The following is a 17,487-nucleotide window of genomic DNA, read 5'->3' on the forward strand; positions in this document are numbered from 1 at the left end:
CAATTGCCCGGTGAGCGCATGCGCAAACTACTATGTGAGAGTTGGCTCGCCAACCGTGAGCCAAACTTTGAATTGCCAGCCAAGATGTAAGCATGCCAATCGCCCGCGCCGCTTCCAGCTCGGCTCGAATGCCCAGATCCAGTAATCGCTTAGGCAAGTCTGTGCAATTACCCAACAGACAGGTCAACCCCTTAGGGTTGACCATTATTGTCGCTAGAATCTGGGGAGGGTAATGCCAATACGACATCGTGCCCGATAGCCAAAGCCCTGCCGCCTCCTGAAGGAAGTGGAACCCATTTTGAGTCAAGCCATTTACTCTCAACATCAGCGAGCGAGCCTATTGAAAAGTTAAAAGGATCCGTGCTGTCTATAGCTTTCGCAATCATCGGGAGGGACGCTTTGCTACCTTGCTCCTCAAGCACTAGTTTTAGTATCTCCTGTGCTAGTGCAGGCTGATTTTGTATCTGCGCTTTTAACGCATCAAGCATCAATTGCTGACTAGGTGAAAGCGGTGCAACTCCCTGGGCATCATTTATACTATTGACTTCAAGATCATTCAGCTTGAAAAAGCTGAACATAAAGTTGCTTTTATCACCAGGCGTCTCAATGATGAATTTTACCAGCTTTGCCTTCCCATGTTGCTCTTGTCTTCTTATTATAAAGTCTTCGTACACCTCAAAATTCGGATGAATTACACGATATGTGCTTTTATCTAGATATGTGCTCTCAATCGAACCAGGATCAACAAATAGGCTGGTTTTGTCTTTTTTAATTTCCATGTTGCATCTCTTGCAAGAGACTGAAAGATTCTCCATAACATAAGTTAATTTTTTGCAGTGGCTTTTGGGGATAATATGCTCTCTATCCACCATAAAAACTCCACCCCCGAATAGGTTTGTTCTACAATAGCAGCACGTGTAGCCCTGCCTTAATAGATGGTATTCTTTTATTCGTTCTCTTAGGTTCTTCAGCACCTGGCGAACCGGAGCCATATCTTTTTGGTCAATGTTCCATGAATCATGAAGCCTAAGAGCATGATCAATGGCCAGTTGCTCCTCCGCTGTAATTACAAAGTCGGAGAGCGCGGGCATTAACGGGTCACTAAGCATAACTCACCCTCTCGCAATGCTGTCAGCAAGTTGTCTTGCTGCAATAAAAATGTCTTGCTGGCCGTCATCGAAAGAGGCATTGCTTGCGCTATCGATAAATTCAATTGCTTGATTAAGGGAAACTTTGTGTGCGGATAGCTCTTCGAGTTTCTCGGCTAGTTTTTCGCTTAAAAAGCGACTTTTTGGCGAAATAATCTCAAACTGCCCCCATAACAATTCTTCAATGTTTGTTGAGGAAGAAAATTCAAGATTTCCGGTTGCCGGATGATATATTGATGACGACACTCGCTCGTCTAACTGTGCGCCTGTAACTATTAATGGAGAGTGCGTCGCTATAATGACTTTTACTTCATGATATTCAATTAGACTGCATAGCATTGAGGTATATTCTCGCTGCCACCTAGGATGCAAACTGTTCTCTGGCTCATCAATAAGAATCATGTTGGTTCCCGAAATTTCGCCTAGAACGAAAATCAGAGAAGTCATCAGGCTCAATTCGCCAGAACTTGCATTTAGTAGGGGGACAGGCTCTCCATTATTCTTGTAAAGCGATATTTCAATTGCCTTTACCATGCCGTAATGTCGTAGTGGTTTTTCCTGATGCAACAGATTCTCTAGCTTTGACAGACTTGAAATATCAGAGGTTTCACCGAAGTTTACATTGAAGGATATTTCATCCTCTCCATTAAAATAATTATCTATCATTTCGGTTAGTTTTTTAATGGAGGAGGTGTCAGAAAAGTCGTCCAGCCTGCTATCGATCTTACCGGTTCTCATGGTCACAGTTATGTGCGGAGCGTAACCGCAATAAAGCAGTATTTTTTCGATTTGATGCAGACGATGCGTTCCTTCTCTCATCATCTTCTTGATCACCGATTTCATGACATTGTTCGGGTGTGATCCAGTATTTTTAACGGAGAATCTCTTTGAAGTCTTGAGCTCCTGTGACCGATCATGAACAGTATTGCATAAGTATAGTGAGTCTTGATTATTGCCTTTGGCTTGCTCAATTAAATATTGGCTTTTTCCGGCACCATTACGCCCGACCACGAAGCAAACTTCCATTTTATGCCTTCCACATCAGTGCTTATTAAAAAGCGAACGAGAGAATGAGGTATTGTTTTGTGCCGCTAGTAGTTTAGTAGAACATCGCTCATGAGGCTGAGCCCTTCAGAGAAACACTTATTCTGAATAACTCCGCGTGAACGCGCTAGAGCATTCATCCTGATGGAGAGCGATTGGGCCGAATTTTGCCCGTTATTTCTGGCAGAAATCGCCAGGAGCAACAGTCAGCGATCGGCTGGTCCGGCGTTGCAGTCCCGTTCGAGTTTTTTTGCCGGGGCACCATGGCCCACAAGTCTGGCCAAACTAGGCCATCGCCCCGCAAGATCGACGGTTCAGCTACACCAGCCAAGCAGTTATCGCGACCCTGGTCCAGGACTAGCAGAGCCAGACCTCAAGCCCCGGCCCGCGCAGCAACTCAAGTCGACATGTCACTTACCGTCATCACTGCCGCCACGCCCCTAGACTCAGAAGTAGCGGCTGCTTAGCAGGCTCCGCCCAGTAGCTCAGGCCGTACCGAACCCTAGCCCGCATTCCAATGAGCATATTCTGCCACCACTTGATGTTCAAAGTGCTACGCCTAGGGCTGCGGTTAGCTTGCTAGGTGACGCGGCGACCTGTGTACCGGAGCGCTGTGCAAGCGGTTGGGCGACCACGAGCAGTTGCCACAGACCTTTCGCAAAGAAGAGTCTTCAGCCCTCTCGGCACTCGACAAGGCCCAGGAGAAGCTCATCAGAGGCGGCGTCATCGAGCGCATCTTCGAGAATTTCCCCGAGCACATTAAAAGCACGCAGCTCAAGCAGTACCGGATGCTGCCAGAGATCGGCAAATTCCTCTCCAAGCACTTCTACAACAACGGCCTCGACCACTGCCGCACGGAGGGTAATGGCCTGTTCGAGCACTTCGCCTGGCTGACCTACGACTCCAAGGGGTACTTCGTCCCCCCTGAACGCGGGGAAGATGAAAAGACATTGATCAACCAGCGCGAGATTCAGATCATCGTTGATCGCCTGAAGACGATGTGTGAGCAAATCAGCGAAGCAAAGTCTGCTGTGATTGCTGAGGCCTCAGCCCGCGGCGATACCGAGGGCTCTGGTGATGTTTTGATGGATGCCAGCACCACCGTTCTTCAAAGCGAAGAGTCCAAGTCCTACTTCAGCGACGGCAAGCGGCTGAGCGTAGCCGTGATCACGCCGTACAGCGCATAATGCAGGCAGCTCAAGCTCGCCCTAGGCAAACTCGATTTCCGCGAGCACCTGACAATCGAGGTGGATACCGTCGATGCGTTCCAAGGGCGTCAGGCTGACGTCGTCTTCTTCTCGTTCGTGCGTACCGTCGGGCCCGCCACGTTCTCGACCGACGCATGAATGTCGCCATCTCCCGGGCCAGAGACTGTGTCTACCTGGTGGGAAGCATCGAATACATCCGAAGCAAGAGGCTGCCGGCACTGACAGCGCTTGTGGGAAGATCGGTGATTTCTATGGTTGGATGAATCAGGCCGCGCAAGCTACGCTCTCAGCGGCAGCCTAACCTGGTCACGCGGCTTCAGGTGGATCGACAGGACTGAGAGTTTGAATGGATAGGCATCGAGCCCCAGATCTTCTAGCCCCGATTTTGCTGACATTTTGTCTTATGGGGCTATTGGGGCTTCTCGGTAGCGCCCCCCCAAAGACAAAGCTGGAGACTGCTGACGAGTCGTCATTTAGGTCCCCCTACCCTCCATCGCCGAACTTACTGCGGGGGAACATTTGCACCCAGAAGTCTCGCGTCCGTTTTCTTCGAAACAGACGAGCATTCCATCCAAAGCCAGTCGTTTCGTAGGGGTAAAAACACTTTAAAATAAAAAGGGGACGCGAGATAAAATCTCGCAACCCCTTGAATTATATGGTCGGGACGGAGTGATTCGAACACTCGACCCCTAGCACCCCATCTCCTTTTTCATACTTCTTGAAAGACTCCGAAATTGTACTCTGGATTTTTCTAAGCTAGTATTTACTTGAGCTCCAGCGGTGTTCTGCTCTACGAGAGTCCAGTAACGTCCATCAAGAGCCGACGTTTTTGTGGGGGTAAAAGTAGGGGAAGTCCGTTTCATGGCCAAAATTACCATCAAAGAACTCGAGTCGCTGACCGCCAATGATGCCGGCCGCATCCTCAGGGAGGATGGCAATCTCGCCGGTCGAATCTCAGTCCGTAAGGACGGTGTGTCGGTCAGCTTTTTCTATCGGTATCGCTGGGGCGAGCAGAACAAAGAGTACTCCTGCGGGTCCTGGCCGCGCAAATCCCTGACGGACATCCGCAAGGCCCGCAACCAGGCCCGTGCGCTCATCGATGAGCAGATCAATCCCAACGAGCAGAAGAAAACCGCCAAGGCACAGGCCTACGCCGCGGCTAACGTAGAGGCCGAACAAGTAAAAACGACGAAGGTGCAAACGCTGACCGTCCAGGATCTGGCCAAGGCGTGGCTGTTGGATGGCGTTGCGCGCAAAGACGGCAATGCCGAGTTGCAACGACGCTTTAACAAGGATCTTTTTCCGGCACTTGGCAAGACAGCGGTCAGCAGTGTGTCCGAACACGATGTTCGGGCGCTGATCCGCACCGTGGTCAACCGCGGCGCTCACCGGCAAGCCATCAGTTTCTTCGCCGACCTCACCCAGATGTTTAGCTGGGCTAGAAAGCGCCAACCTTGGCGGGCCTTATTGCTCGAGGGTGATCCAACTGAGCTGGTCGACATCTCCCCCTTGATCCCTGCCGACTACGAAGCCGAAAGAAGCCGCATCCTTTCGCCGGCTGAGCTGTTGGAACTGCACAACCGCTTCCAGCAAATGACCGCCGATTACGACGCCCTCCCCGCGGGCCAAAAATACGACGGCATTCGTCCGCTAAAGAAGGAAACGCAGCTCGCGCTCTGGATCAGCCTGGGCACGCTATGCCGGATTGGCGAGTTGCTGCAGGCCGAATGGAAAAATGTCGATCTAGACCAGCAGACCTGGTTCCTCCCGAGCGAAAACGTCAAAGGCTCCCGCGGCAAGAAACAAGACCACCATGTCTTCCTCTCCCCCTTCGGCCTGCATTTCTTTCAGGAACTCAAGACCCTGACAGGACATAGCCAATGGTGCTTTCCGAACAAGCAGGATGATGGGCATGTGGACGTGAAGGTGGTGAGCAAACAGGTGGGTGACCGCCAAGCCCGGTTCAAAAACCGCAAGGCCCTTTCCAGACGGCGTCACGACGATACCTTGGTCCTTGCCGACGGCCAGAACGGCGACTGGACGCCGCATGACCTGCGCCGCACGGGCGCCACCATGATGCAGGCCTTGGGGGTCAGCCTGGACGTCATCGATCGTTGCCAAAATCATGTGCTGGCCGGCTCGCGGGTGAGACGCCACTACCTGCATCACGACTATGCCGAAGAGAAGAAAAAAGCCTGGAACCTGTTGGGCGACCGACTCAGTGCCGTGCTGTCCTCAACCTATGAGCACCCACCTTCCGAGTCGATGATGTCTTTTCCAGCGTACGCCACCACTGGCCCCCTGCTGCCTCAATCGGATAGGTAGGTTTCCCGAATTTATCAACTGAAAGCGGATGGAGGAACGCTCAAGATCGTCAGCCCCCCCCTAGGAAAAAAACGAGCCGGGTTGATGTACAGAGATCGACTGACCGGTAATTTTCTCCAGAAACTGTTCTGGAAGAATGCGCTCAACTGCTGAGAGGAACGTCTCGATCAGTGACCTGAAATGATCAAGCTCCCCTTCCTGTATCTGCCGCCATAGGCTTGGACGATAGCGAACCAGAATGGACAACGCATAGAGCAACACCAAACATGTCGCTCGATACTCATTTATCGTTCCAAAGAGAGGCAGCATTAGCGCATGTCTTTTAAATGGGCTGTGATGTAGCTGAAGTGCATCCCACCAAATACTCGACTCCGGATGATCAATTGCCACACGGAAATGGCTTGCTGATGACCTAGACGAAACTTGGATGATCTCGCGAATTGCCCCAGGAAAAGCAGCAATATCATCCACCGTCATTCGCCCAGACTCATCTATCAAAAGAGCGTAGGTCGTCGTCGCACGGTGGTGCCGACCATTACTTTCTTGATCGTAAGCAGGAGTTACCCAAGAAGGTTTACCTTCAAATATGTCCTCAAAAAGATCCGCAACCTCAGGTATCCGAGAAAACAGCTGCTCCATCGTAAGCCAGCTTTCAACGGGCAGTGCTTTCAGTGCATCCAGACCGTCTGGTTTCCGTTTGGCAGCGACAAGTGAGTTTGCAGACATCGATTTAACCCAACTTGGGAAAAAACCCGAGACGAGCGCGCCAATGGCCAAACTCTCAAATCGGTCATCTAAACCATCATGGGTATAAAGGCCATGCCCTTTTTTGGTTGTTGCCTCCAACTCTGAGAGGGTTTGAGGACCACTTGGTGAAGCAAGCATCTCGGCAATGCGAACGACATTGTGCCGTAATACAGATTGAGTACACGTTGACTGACATTTCTTCGATCAATGGCACTGAAATAATCGGTGGCATTTCGGAGCGCGAAAGCAACGCCCTCTCCCTTTGACACAATAGTCGACGGCTCAAGGCTTAGGCTTTCAAGTTGAGCGCGACGGTCGACCATCTTTCGAGCAAGAGTCGCACTTTTTAACTGAGCAAGCCTCGCCCAGACTGCTTCTATCGGAGTTTCTGAAAGCAGCACTCGCCGCGGTGCCTGCAATTCTTCAATGCTCGTCTCTTCTGCTTTCATTGTCGTAGGCGCAAACTTTCCAGTGCTGCTTTCACGGTTCCATTCGATGAGAAGGGGTTGAAAATCGTCAATCGGCTTCACGGGAATGGATACCCCCATAGCGAATGACTCAACCATGTACGGCTGTCCGTTAAAAAAGATAACGGACACCTCTCCAGCCAGTTGCTTGTATACATTGTTGCTCGTCGCTGACGAATAGAGTACTGCGGCCGAACGCTCCGCCCCGCCTCTAGACGCCTTTACGACCACATACTCTCCTGCGGCAACCTCACGGACTATGGACGCTTCCCAGCCATGTCCGACTAGCTTGTCAAGCATATTTCTTTTCACTGCGTCCCGCAGAATATCTAAGCGCGCCTTCCATCCGCTGTCTTGCATATGCCTTCTCCATGCTCTGTCTTTCTACTAAGCATTATCGCAGCTTCAGTCATAGCATTGATTGATCGAATCCACAGCCAATAACGGCCATTCACGCTACGTTACTGAATAATTGGTTTTCGTAAAAAGCGGGTGGCAGAAGCCGACGCAACATTGCGCTCCGGCTACTTCCATTACCGTGCTCGGAAGGGCTTTTCATTTCGTTGCAGCAGTCCACGCCCATGTCGTCCATCATCGCCATGCCCATCGTCTTCATTGGACAAGGTTCTGTCGGTGCCTGAACACCCGCCATCCCGCTGAGGGGGAGCGCCAGGCTGATCAAGAAGATAAGGCAAAACCGCAGATAGCGTTTCATGGGCTGGAGTGCAGTCGCTGCAAATGGCTCTTACAATTGGATGAATGTTCTCAGCGGTCTATCGAAAGGCCCTGATCCAGGCGATATCACTGGACCTGAATTAAGCCAGCATTATCAGCGCGAAATTGAAGTGATTGACGAACTGCGTCCCGATTTATTTCTGCGCCGCTGTCTCGGGCTGAGCAGGAAACGCAACGCGCATTTCATCCACCATCGATTTGAGGATTTCTCGTAATGGTTGCTCTCTGCCCAGTTGCTTCGACCACTCATGGATATGCAGCTCGAAATTGAATTTTTGGGTCATCCGCTCAGAATCAGCTTGCTTAGCCTTCTCCAGGGCTTCTACTAAACCAATTTTTTGGCTTGCTACCAGACTCATCAGCTCTTCAAATTCATGGATCGTGAGGAAGTAAATATTTTCGACGGGGATCAAATGTTGCTCAGCATATTTGGATCGAATTTTTTCGAGCACTGCATCTCCTACAACGGCTGCGAAAGTAACTCCGTTCCCGATGTACAGCTCTTTGTATGTAATAGCCAGCAAGTAGGTTGAGGAGCGCTGACGAATCACGGGATGATCACCGCCCATCGAAGCGATTCGAGCAGCAACTTCATGCCCTTGTTCGAAAGCTTTAATCAAGGACGTTTGGGTCGCTCGACGAACATCCCCCCGTTGAAACGCAACCATACCCCGCTGCGCCATTTCCACACCTTTGGCGTCGATCAGCACATTCGAATCACCATCAGCAGCAATGAAATCGACGACTTTCCCTTGACCAGGCAGGACCAGAGTCAATTCGCTCTCGTTGGCTGTCGGCAACCCTGACTTGCTCAACCAGTCGCCTACATATTTTTCAAACGACTTTCCAAAAGCGTTATTGAACCCGTCTACGTCAGCTCGCTTGAGGTAGTCGTAGATGAAATGTCCCAAGGATCGCTCAAGAACATGAGGGGACACACACAAATATTCGGAGCGAACCTTGATGAATGGGAATTTTAGGAAGGGCGTTTGCTGCAAATACTCGTTCGGGTGGCGTCCGTCCTTGTCTACCTCTTCTAAGGTGCGATGCAAATCTCCAACTTCGACAGAAATGGTACGTAGATAGGCGTCTACAGCCATCGGTGTAAAGGCTGGACAGAGACCAAAAAGAGTGGCTCGCTGAAGTACAGGACCACTTTTCTTCGTGCTAGCAAGGACCGCAAAAGAAAGACGCAGAAAGTCCTGTATGGACACCCCAGTGCCATTCAGGAAACGAGTTTTGAAATAATGATTTTCCGGGACTTTTGCGAACAAAAGCTCCTGACGAGCAATATCAACCAAGCCGCTCTCTGTCTGATGAAAAAACTGCTGGTAGGCCACCGCCCGGAAAAAAAGCCGTACGTCTTCGTACTCATCGGGCAGGCTACCGGTTTCCGTCAGGTCAAGGACCTTTTGTAGCAACTCAAGCATTTCATTCTGAGAGATTGAGGGGCGCCTCAATGGGCTATTTACTAATGGATCTAGAAAAGTCCATTTAATAAACAACATGATCAACCATGGCTGCTTGGATGCCTGCTCAAAGCGATCTTTGGTGGGACTGTACAGATACCTCAACGCCGCTTCCAATAAGCTGAGCGGGTCGTAGCGTCGAATAATGCGCTGAATTTCCGTCAAGCCTTCGTCGAAACTCTTTGCGCTGATCGGCAGCTTCGCCATGAGAGTGGCATCCTTGTTTGAGATCAATGACATTCTCACACAGCGTTCGACTCCAAGCCGCCTTTAGGGGTGATTAAAACGCTTCGGCATGCCTCGGTAACGCAATAGAGATCAGTGCTGCGAGCAGCACGAATGCGCTCGATATCCACAAGCACGCACCCAGCCCATACACCTGATAAACCCAGCCGGAGAGCACCGTGCCTATCAACCGTCCCATAGCGTTCGACATGTAATAAAAACCTACATCCAGCGACACCCCGTCTTCCTTGGCGTAAGAGACAATCAGGTAGCTGTGCAGAGACGAATTCACCGCGAACAGCGCGCCAAAGACCATTAACCCGCCGAGCAGCACCATCTGCTGCGACAAACCTGTGTTCAGTCCAAGAGCAATGGCCGCCGGCAGACCTGCCAGTGCAAGTGCCCACAGAAATGCCGCACGACCATCCGGTACATGGCCACGTTTCTTGCCGGTGATGTTGGGCGCGAAGGACTGCACAATGCCGTAGCCAATCACCCAGGCCGCGAGGAAGCCGCCAACCTCCCAGAAGTCCCAGCCGAACACGCTGCTCAGGTACACCGGCAAGGCCACCACAAACCACACATCGCGGGCGCCGAACAGGAACATTCGGGCCGCTGAAAGGATATTGATCGCCCGGCTTTTGGACAGGATGTCGCGAAATTTTGGCGTGGCTTTGGCCTTGCCCAGGTCCTTCTTTAACAGGATCAAGCTGCTGATCCAGATCAGCGCCAGGACACCCGCCATGGCCAGCAAGGCGCCTTTGAAGCCGATGAGTGCCAGCAAGGCTCCACCAAGAAAGAAGCCGACACCCTTGAGTGCGTTCTTCGAGCCGGTGAGGATCGCCACCCACTTGTAGAGCTTGCCCTGCTGCCCATCGGGGACCAGAAGCTTGATGGAGCTTTTGGCACTCATCTTGTTCAGGTCTTTGGCAATTCCCGATAGTGCCTGAGCGCCCATCACCCAAGGGATGGTTAGCCAGGCTACCGGAACCGTCAGCATCAACAGCGCCGCGACCTGGAGGCCCAGCCCGATGTTCATGGTTCGGTTCAGACCCAGCCGAGCGCCGAGGTAGCCACCCACCAGGTTAGTGATCACGCCAAAGAGTTCGTAGAACAGAAACAATGCCGCGATTTGCAGTGGGCTGTAGCCCAACGCGTGAAAGTGCAACACCACCAACATGCGCAAGGCGCCGTCAGTGAGGGTGAAGGCCCAGTAGTTGCCCGTGACGAGCAGGTACTGCCGCACTTCCGGAGCGAGGGCTGACAACGCTTTCATGACCACTCCTTAGACTGCCAGACCGACCATTTTGGCCAGTTCGACGGTGCGATTGGCATAGCCCCATTCGTTGTCGTACCAGGCATAGAGTTTGACCTGAGTGCCATTGATGACCATGGTCGACAGCGCATCGATGATTGATGAGCGCGGATCGGTACGGTAGTCGATGGATACCAATGGACGCTCCTCGAAACCGAGGATGTTTTTCAGCTCGTTCTCGGAAGCGTCCTTGAGGAGTTGGTTCACCTCTTCCACCGTTGTGGCTCGCTCGACCTCAAAGACACAGTCCGTCAGCGAAGCGTTGGCCAGCGGCACGCGCACGGCGTGACCATTCAGGCGTCCACGCAGCTCCGGGAAGATTTCGGCAATGGCGGTGGCCGAACCCGTACTGGTTGGGATCAGGCTCATACCGGAGGCACGCGCACGGCGCAGATCCTTGTGCGGCTGATCGAGAATGCTTTGTGTGTTGGTCAGGTCGTGGATGGTGGTGATCGAACCGTGGCGAATGCCCAGCTTTTCGTGGATGACTTTCACCACTGGCGCCAAACAGTTGGTGGTGCACGAAGCAGCGGTGACGATGCTATGTTCCGCAGCATTGAACAGCTGATGATTGACACCCATGACGACGTTCAGCGCGCCTTTTTCCTTCACCGGAGCGCAGACCACCACACGCTTAACGCCCTGATCCAGGTAAGCCTGAAGCACAGCAACGGTTTTCATCTTGCCGCTGGCCTCGATCACCAGATCGCAACCCGACCAGTCGGTGTCGGCAATCGCTTTGTTCGCGGTCACCTTGATGCGCTTGCCGCCAATCACCACCTGATCGCCTTCTGCGCTGGCTTCGTTGTGCCAACGACCATGCACAGAGTCGAAGTTGATCAGGTGCGCATGGGTTACTGCATCGCCTGCCGGATCGTTGATCTGCACGAATTCGAATTCTGGCCAGTTCCAAGCGGCGCGCAGCGTGAGGCGACCGATCCGACCAAAACCATTGATGCCAACTTTGATAGTCATGTTGTTGTGCTCTGTATCTGTTGTCAGTGGGAGTTCGACTGAGTGTCAAACTGGCCGATGTATTCAATGTGGGCAGGATGCTGAATGGCACGCGGACGCAACGACTGAACATCGCGGATGGCATCGCTGAAGGGCACACCGCTCTCGATCAACAGTTGAGCGGCGACCAAACCGGTACGGCCCGAGCCGCCCTTGCAATGGATGGCGATGGTTTTCCCTTCGGTCAGCAATTGCTTGAGTCGCGGATGGTGCTGCGCCCAAGCGGCTTTAAATGCTTCGCCAGGCGCTTGATCGTCTTCTACTGGCAGGTGAAACCACTCGATGCCGAGCATTTGGCACTCTTCGGGCAGCAGGTCGATCTCGTTCTGAAGCAACTCCTCGGTCGGCATCAGCGTCAGCAACGCCGATGCCCCCGCATCCTTAAGGGTTTGCAACGCCTCGAATGGTCGGGTGCCCTTCGTGCCTGGGCACGGGGTGAAGATCAATTGGCCATTGAACTGTGCCAGAGGCAGTACGGAATAAGGGTGTTGTGGCACGGTAAAAAATCCTCAGATGGAGCGCTGATTGACACGTTTCATGAGTTCTTCCGCCGACTCTTTGCGCTCGGAATAACGATCCACCAGATAGTCTTGGCGGTCGCGAAGCAGCAGCGTGAATTTCACCAACTCTTCCATCACATCAACGACGCGGTCGTAGAACGGAGAAGGCTTCATCCGGCCGTTATCGTCGAATTCCATATAGGCCTTCGGCACGGAGGATTGGTTGGGGATGGTGAACATGCGCATCCAACGTCCCAACACTCGCAGCTGATTGACCACGTTGAACGACTGCGAGCCACCGCACACCTGCATGACCGCAAGGGTTTTACCCTGGGTCGGGCGTACCGCGCCCATCGCGAGTGGCACCCAATCAATCTGCGCCTTGAACACCGCGCTCATGGAGCCGTGACGTTCTGGAGAGCACCAAACCTGCCCCTCGGACCACAGCATCAGCTCGCGCAGTTCCTTCACACGGGGATGATCGTCGGGGGCGTCATCTGGTAGCGGCAAGCCTGACGGATTGAAAACCCGCGCCTCGGCGCCGAAGTGCTCCAGCAATCGAGCGGCCTCCTCGACTAGCAGGCGACTGAAGGAGCGCTCACGGGTCGATCCGTACAACAGCAAAATGCGTGGTTTATGGATAGAAGTCTTCTCGATGCCCAGCTTGTCAGTCGATGGGAGATCAACCAGTTCGGTATCGAGTTGGGGGATGTGGTCATCAAACATAGTCTTTGTCCTGCGCAACGGCGCTCTTGGATTCATCGAACCAGCGGCGTTTCAACCAGAGCGCAACACCGACCAGGGAAATCAATACCGGCACTTCCACCAGCGGGCCAATCACCGTGGCGAAAGCGACCGGGGAAGCCAGGCCGAAGGTGGCAATGGCCACGGCAATCGCCAGTTCGAAGTTGTTGCTTGCGGCTGTAAAAGCCAGCGCGGTGGTGCGCGGATAGTCAGCCTTGAGCAGCTTGCCCATCCAGAAGCTGATGAAGAACATCACCACGAAGTAGATCGTCAGAGGGATTGCGATACGCAACACATCCAATGGCAATTGCAGTACCACGTCACCTTTGAGGCTGAACATGGCCACGATGGTCAACAGCAGTGCCACCAGCGTCAGCGGACTGATCTTTGGAATGAAGCGCTCCTGAAACCAAGCTTCACCTTTACGGGCAATGAGGATCCTGCGGGTCAGGAAGCCTGCCAGAAACGGTACACCCAGGTAGATCAGGACCGACTCGGCAATACTGACAAAGCTGGTCTCAATCACACTGCCTTCTAACCCAAACAGCGGCGGCAGCAGACCAAGGAAGACCCAGGCATACACACTGAAAAACAGGATCTGGAAGATACTGTTGAACGCTACCAGCCCGGCGACGTACTGATTGTTGCCTCCCGCGATCTGATTCCAGACCAGCACCATCGCGATGCAACGAGCCAACCCGATCAGGATCAGGCCCGTCATGTATTCCGGCTGATCCCTCAAGAAAATGATCGCCAGCGCGAACATCAACACCGGGCCGATGACCCAGTTCTGGAGCAAAGACAAGACGAGGATGCGCTTGTCCTTGAAGACCTCCGGCAGTTCCTCATAACGAACCTTGGCCAGAGGCGGATACATCATCACGATCAAGCCGATAGCGATTGGGATGTTGGTGGTGCCCACAGAAAGACTGTTGAGCCACTGCGGCCAGCCTTCGAACAGGCTCCCCAAACCGATGCCCAAGGCCATGGCGAGAAAAATCCACAGCGTCAAGTAACGGTCCAGGAAAGAAAGGCGGCTGTTACTCATGATCATTGCTCCTGTGGTTACAGCGTGCCAATCAGGGCCAGCTCTGCCTTGAGCTGTTCGGCACTTAGCTGGGAAAGCGGTAGAGCCAGGAAGGCTTCAACACGGGTTCTGATCTGCTCCAAAGTGGCTTCAAAAGCCGCCTCGATCTCTTCTTGCGTCCCTTGGTATTCCGAAGGGTCAGCCAGCCCCCAATGGGCCTTAGTGGCCGGTCCGAAAAATACCGGACAGGCTTCACCGGCAGCCTTGTCGCACACAGTGATGACGAAATCAGGAGCCAAGTTCACATGGACATCGCTGGACTTACTGAACAACCCGTCCGTCGAAATACCAGCGTTTTCCAACGTCTTGAGACTCAGCGGATGCACTTCACCTTTGGGCTGACTGCCCGCGCTGTAGGCTTTCATGCCTTCCGGCGCCAAGTGATTGAAGACCGCTTCACAGAGGATGCTGCGACAGCTATTGGCAGTGCAGAGGAACAGGATTTTCATCGAGTGATCTCGTAGTCGAAGGCGGAATCAGGCGATTTTGCTTTCACAGCACACGGCTGCACGTTCAGGACGGTCACCCATTTCATCAAGGCGTTTGGCATCAGGGCTCAACCAGTGCTTGTTGCTTTCGAGCACAGTGGTCAGAACTTGATGAACCCAGTCAGGGAGGTTCGGGTGCAGTCGGTAATACACCCATTGGCCTTGCCGACGGTCCGACAACAGGCCGCAAGTACGCAGTTGCGCTAGGTGCCTGGAGATTTTTGGCTGACTCTCGTTCAACGCGCAGGTCAGCTCGCAAACACAAAGCTCTCCTTCACGGGTGATGAGCATCATCGTGCGGACCCGAGTGTCGTCAGCCAGGCATTTGAAAACAGTGGTCGGTGTCAGATGGTCAGCCATATCGTTTTCTCAGTGTTTGTTTTTGACCAAGACGAACATCTTGATGCGCTCATGAATTTCGTGAAGGGTGTGACGGAAGGCATCGGGTTTGGTGCTGGTGACTGGGTCCTCAAAACTCCAGGCCAATGCCTCACCGGCTCCAGGTAAAGACAGGCATTCCGATGCGGCTTTATCACACAAGGTGATGACGTAATCGAAACGCTCACCACGGAACTCGTCTATCGACTTGCTACGTAACCCTTCAGTACTCACACCGCTGTGTGAAAGCGCCTCAAAGGTGCGCGGATCTACCTGAGTCGGAGTTGTGCCGGCGCTGAACGCCTCGAAATGCTCCGAATCGATATGCCTCAGCAACGCTTGGGCCAACTGAGATCGTGCAGCGTTGGCGGTACAGACGAACAGGACACGGGCTTTGCTGGTCATTGTGAAGCCTCAGCTCATATGCGGTTTAACGAATATATGTTTTTCCGCATGCGAGGTAAAGGGTCAACGGCAGATTAATCCATCAAGCGATAGGGCTCCGCCGACAGACTTCACTAAAAGCCCTATGTTATGGCGCTAGCTACAAAAATGGCTCAGAGGTTCGCTTCAAAAACATCAGAGGGAATAGATATATGGTTTTTGTAATAAATATGTCATTGATGCATAGATTGCCTGATGCCTGGTGAACCTAACCAAGAGACAGAACGATGCAAAAATAGAAGATAAGAACCGCTTAACTGGCTAGCCTATTTGCGAGCGCTAGCTTCGCGAGCCAACAGAGTCTGTTACCCGGAAGTAAATGTGTAAAAAAAGGCTGCGTTCGTTCAAAGCACGAGGCACATGGATTGAGATGTAAAGATAAACAAGGCCGCAATCGCGGCCATGTTGTTTTCCAAGGTGCTACTCGTGTGAGTGTCCGTGTTCGGCGCTCTCGGAGGTTGCGCTCTTCTCACCACCGCCGCATGCCGTCATCAGGCCGAGGAAGCAGATCAGGAGCATCGAACGAATCAGAGTGGTTGGAGTTTTCATGGGGAGGCTCTTCAAAAAATGAATGAACTAAATGGTCTGTGGTCAGGCTGAACGCTGCATTTTCGGCAGTAGAACAGCCATCCCCGTCTCGAATTATTGTTTGACGCTCAAATAATCGCCGGTCGTTTTCAGTGAGATGGTCACGTCGTTGTTGCTGCGATTACGCCAGAACCAACCGTGGGTGCCGTCAAAAATGGCAGTGAACTCACCTTTATCACTTTTGACCTGCTTGCCCTTGTTGTAGCTGTGAAAGTAACCCTTTTCACCGTTGTAAGGCTCGCCATGGGTGTCGTAGTTCAAAGGCCCACCAGCCGCTGTCCACTCATAGCTAACAGTCTTGTTCTTCAGCACTTCCAGTTTGATTTCTGTCCCTTCACCTGGCTTGAGCGTGACGCTCATTTGATTCGTCTTCAGAGCCGGGGCAGGCGTCGTCACTGGCTGAACCGCAGGTATCTCGGCGGGCTGGATTTGCGCAATCTGTGGAGCTGGAGTTGGAGATACTGGTTGCGGTGGGGCTGCATCTGCCAAAGCCTCCTGGGCAAGGATGATCTTCAGTTCGCCCATCTGGGTCAGACCCAGTGCGCGGCCCACACCCGTAGGATCAACGGCGTATTCCGAAGGCATGACCACGGTCACCAGCAGGCCGACCGCAGTCAGTAGGGCAATGACAGTCGAGCGCACCAGTTTGCGAGTGCTAGGCAATTCATTAACAGTTGGAAGCGGAGTATTGAACATAGTCAGAATTCCTTACGCGGAGACAAACAGGCCGGTGATTTGGTAACCCATCAGGAGGAAACCGGCACTCATCATGGCGACGTTGGCGGTATAGGCGTGGCGCCAGAAACTGCCCGTACGTCGCCAATACCCCATCAGAATGAGAATCGCGCTGAGGGCCAGCAATTGGCCGATCTCGACACCAACGTTGAAGGCGATCAGGTTCGGAATCAGGCCATCAGGCGAGATTTCGTACTCCTGGATCTTGGTCGCCAAACCGAAACCGTGGAGCAGGCCGAAGATCAGCGTGGCCACTTTGGTGTTGGGTTGGAAACCGAACCAACGCTGGAATGCGCCTAGGTTGTCGAGCGCCTTGTACACCACCGAGAAACCGATGATGGCGTCAATGATGTAAGAGCTGATGCTGATCTCATTCAGCACACCCAGCAGCAGCGTGACCGAGTGGCCTACGGCGAATAGCGTGACGTAAAGCCCCACATCTTTCAGACGGTAGAGGAAGAAGATCACCCCGAACAGAAACAGCAGGTGGTCATAGCCCGTCATCATGTGTTTGGCGCCCATGTAGATGAAGGGCAGCAACATGACGCCGGAGCTTTCCTGGATGAATCCCTTGTCACCTTCGGCGACGGCATGAGCCATCGCCTCGGGCATTGCAAGGAAAAGTGACGCGACAAATAAAAACAGCAGCAGTAGCAGGCGACGCGAAGGCGCAGTAAATGCGCCAACGCCGCTCATCGAGTGCAAATGCATAGATCAATCCTACGTTGCAGGGATCAAAGGCCGCGGTGCGGCCATGGTCAGGATGCGAACGAAGGACGCGGTGGTCGCTCGATCAAGAAAATCGGCGGGCGGGGAACGGAATAGC

The 17,487-nt window shown here is 52.9% G+C and carries 18 protein-coding genes and 1 pseudogene; 3 read left to right on the top strand and 16 right to left on the bottom strand.

The window, feature by feature from the left end; translation table 11 throughout:
- Positions 1-191 precede the first annotated feature (191 nt).
- Both A7K61_RS32140 and A7K61_RS04455 read right to left on the bottom strand, forming a co-directional pair.
- On the bottom strand, positions 192-779 hold the full coding sequence (locus A7K61_RS32140; RefSeq protein WP_139129455.1) for a hypothetical protein: 588 nt from the start codon (positions 777-779) through the stop codon (positions 192-194).
- A 333-nt stretch (positions 780-1,112) separates the two neighbouring features.
- Positions 1,113-2,174 (bottom strand): AAA family ATPase, encoded by a 1,062-nt coding sequence (locus A7K61_RS04455; protein WP_083263041.1) that lies wholly within the window; start codon positions 2,172-2,174, stop codon positions 1,113-1,115.
- Positions 2,175-2,815: 641 nt separating this feature from the next.
- On the opposite strand from A7K61_RS04455, the gene A7K61_RS34170 reads away from it, so the two are divergent.
- The 3 genes from A7K61_RS34170 to A7K61_RS04465 all read left to right on the top strand — a co-directional run bounded on the left by A7K61_RS34170 (position 2,816) and on the right by A7K61_RS04465 (position 5,725).
- On the top strand, positions 2,816-3,379 hold the full coding sequence (locus A7K61_RS34170; RefSeq protein WP_069557017.1) for an AAA domain-containing protein: 564 nt from the start codon (positions 2,816-2,818) through the stop codon (positions 3,377-3,379).
- A 60-nt stretch (positions 3,380-3,439) separates the two neighbouring features.
- Entirely contained in the window at positions 3,440-3,538 is a 99-nt protein-coding gene (locus A7K61_RS34175) for a hypothetical protein (RefSeq protein ID WP_371914715.1), read from the top strand.
- Between the two features lie 723 nt (positions 3,539-4,261).
- Entirely contained in the window at positions 4,262-5,725 is a 1,464-nt protein-coding gene (locus A7K61_RS04465) for a site-specific integrase (protein WP_069557018.1), read from the top strand.
- Positions 5,726-5,785: 60 nt separating this feature from the next.
- Here the strand turns inward: A7K61_RS04465 and A7K61_RS33480 are convergent, their stop codons facing one another.
- From A7K61_RS33480 to A7K61_RS04530, 14 genes and pseudogenes are all read right to left on the bottom strand, one after another.
- Complete coding sequence (locus A7K61_RS33480) at positions 5,786-6,571, bottom strand: YaaC family protein (protein ID WP_256557698.1); 786 nt, start codon at positions 6,569-6,571, stop codon at positions 5,786-5,788.
- The gene (locus A7K61_RS33485; RefSeq protein WP_256557699.1) at positions 6,520-7,299 is read right to left on the bottom strand and encodes a hypothetical protein; all 780 of its coding nucleotides are present in this window, start codon (positions 7,297-7,299) and stop codon (positions 6,520-6,522) included. The genes A7K61_RS33480 and A7K61_RS33485 overlap by 52 nt, the downstream gene beginning before the upstream one ends.
- Before the next feature lie 175 nt (positions 7,300-7,474).
- Positions 7,475-7,654: pseudogene (locus tag A7K61_RS04475) on the bottom strand (hypothetical protein); the annotation flags it as partial.
- Positions 7,655-7,808: 154 nt separating this feature from the next.
- The gene (locus A7K61_RS04480; RefSeq protein WP_069557020.1) at positions 7,809-9,350 is read right to left on the bottom strand and encodes a hypothetical protein; all 1,542 of its coding nucleotides are present in this window, start codon (positions 9,348-9,350) and stop codon (positions 7,809-7,811) included.
- A gap of 73 nt (positions 9,351-9,423) precedes the next feature.
- Positions 9,424-10,644, bottom strand: a complete 1,221-nt coding sequence (arsJ, locus tag A7K61_RS04485; protein ID WP_069557021.1) for an organoarsenical effux MFS transporter ArsJ — start codon at positions 10,642-10,644, stop codon at positions 9,424-9,426.
- Positions 10,645-10,653: 9 nt separating this feature from the next.
- A complete protein-coding gene (locus tag A7K61_RS04490) occupies positions 10,654-11,658 on the bottom strand; it encodes an ArsJ-associated glyceraldehyde-3-phosphate dehydrogenase (protein ID WP_069557022.1) in 1,005 nt (334 codons plus the stop codon).
- A gap of 23 nt (positions 11,659-11,681) precedes the next feature.
- On the bottom strand, positions 11,682-12,194 hold the full coding sequence (locus tag A7K61_RS04495; protein ID WP_069557023.1) for a cyclin-dependent kinase inhibitor 3 family protein: 513 nt from the start codon (positions 12,192-12,194) through the stop codon (positions 11,682-11,684).
- A 12-nt stretch (positions 12,195-12,206) separates the two neighbouring features.
- Positions 12,207-12,923, bottom strand: coding sequence for an arsenical resistance protein ArsH (arsH, locus tag A7K61_RS04500; RefSeq protein WP_069557024.1), 717 nt, complete (start codon positions 12,921-12,923; stop codon positions 12,207-12,209).
- Positions 12,916-13,989: an ACR3 family arsenite efflux transporter gene (gene arsB / locus A7K61_RS04505; RefSeq protein ID WP_069557025.1), complete on the bottom strand. Its 1,074-nt coding sequence runs from the start codon at positions 13,987-13,989 to the stop codon at positions 12,916-12,918. The genes arsH and arsB overlap by 8 nt, the downstream gene beginning before the upstream one ends.
- A 17-nt stretch (positions 13,990-14,006) precedes the next feature.
- Positions 14,007-14,477, bottom strand: coding sequence for an arsenate reductase ArsC (locus A7K61_RS04510; protein ID WP_069557026.1), 471 nt, complete (start codon positions 14,475-14,477; stop codon positions 14,007-14,009).
- 27 nt (positions 14,478-14,504) lie between these two features.
- On the bottom strand, positions 14,505-14,876 hold the full coding sequence (locus A7K61_RS33490; protein WP_010455862.1) for a metalloregulator ArsR/SmtB family transcription factor: 372 nt from the start codon (positions 14,874-14,876) through the stop codon (positions 14,505-14,507).
- A gap of 9 nt (positions 14,877-14,885) precedes the next feature.
- Positions 14,886-15,299 carry an arsenate reductase ArsC gene (locus A7K61_RS33495; RefSeq protein WP_069557027.1) on the bottom strand — a complete coding sequence of 138 codons (414 nt, stop codon included), beginning with the start codon at positions 15,297-15,299 and terminating at the stop codon, positions 14,886-14,888.
- Between the two features lie 681 nt (positions 15,300-15,980).
- Positions 15,981-16,622, bottom strand: coding sequence for a transmembrane anchor protein (locus A7K61_RS04525; protein WP_069557028.1), 642 nt, complete (start codon positions 16,620-16,622; stop codon positions 15,981-15,983).
- 12 nt (positions 16,623-16,634) lie between these two features.
- Complete coding sequence (locus A7K61_RS04530) at positions 16,635-17,372, bottom strand: HupE/UreJ family protein (RefSeq protein WP_069557029.1); 738 nt, start codon at positions 17,370-17,372, stop codon at positions 16,635-16,637.
- Between the last annotated feature and the right edge of the window lie 115 nt (positions 17,373-17,487).

The sequence above is a fragment of the Pseudomonas sp. AP42 genome (genome assembly GCF_001728935.1).
Taxonomy (GTDB): domain Bacteria; phylum Pseudomonadota; class Gammaproteobacteria; order Pseudomonadales; family Pseudomonadaceae; genus Aquipseudomonas; species Aquipseudomonas lactis.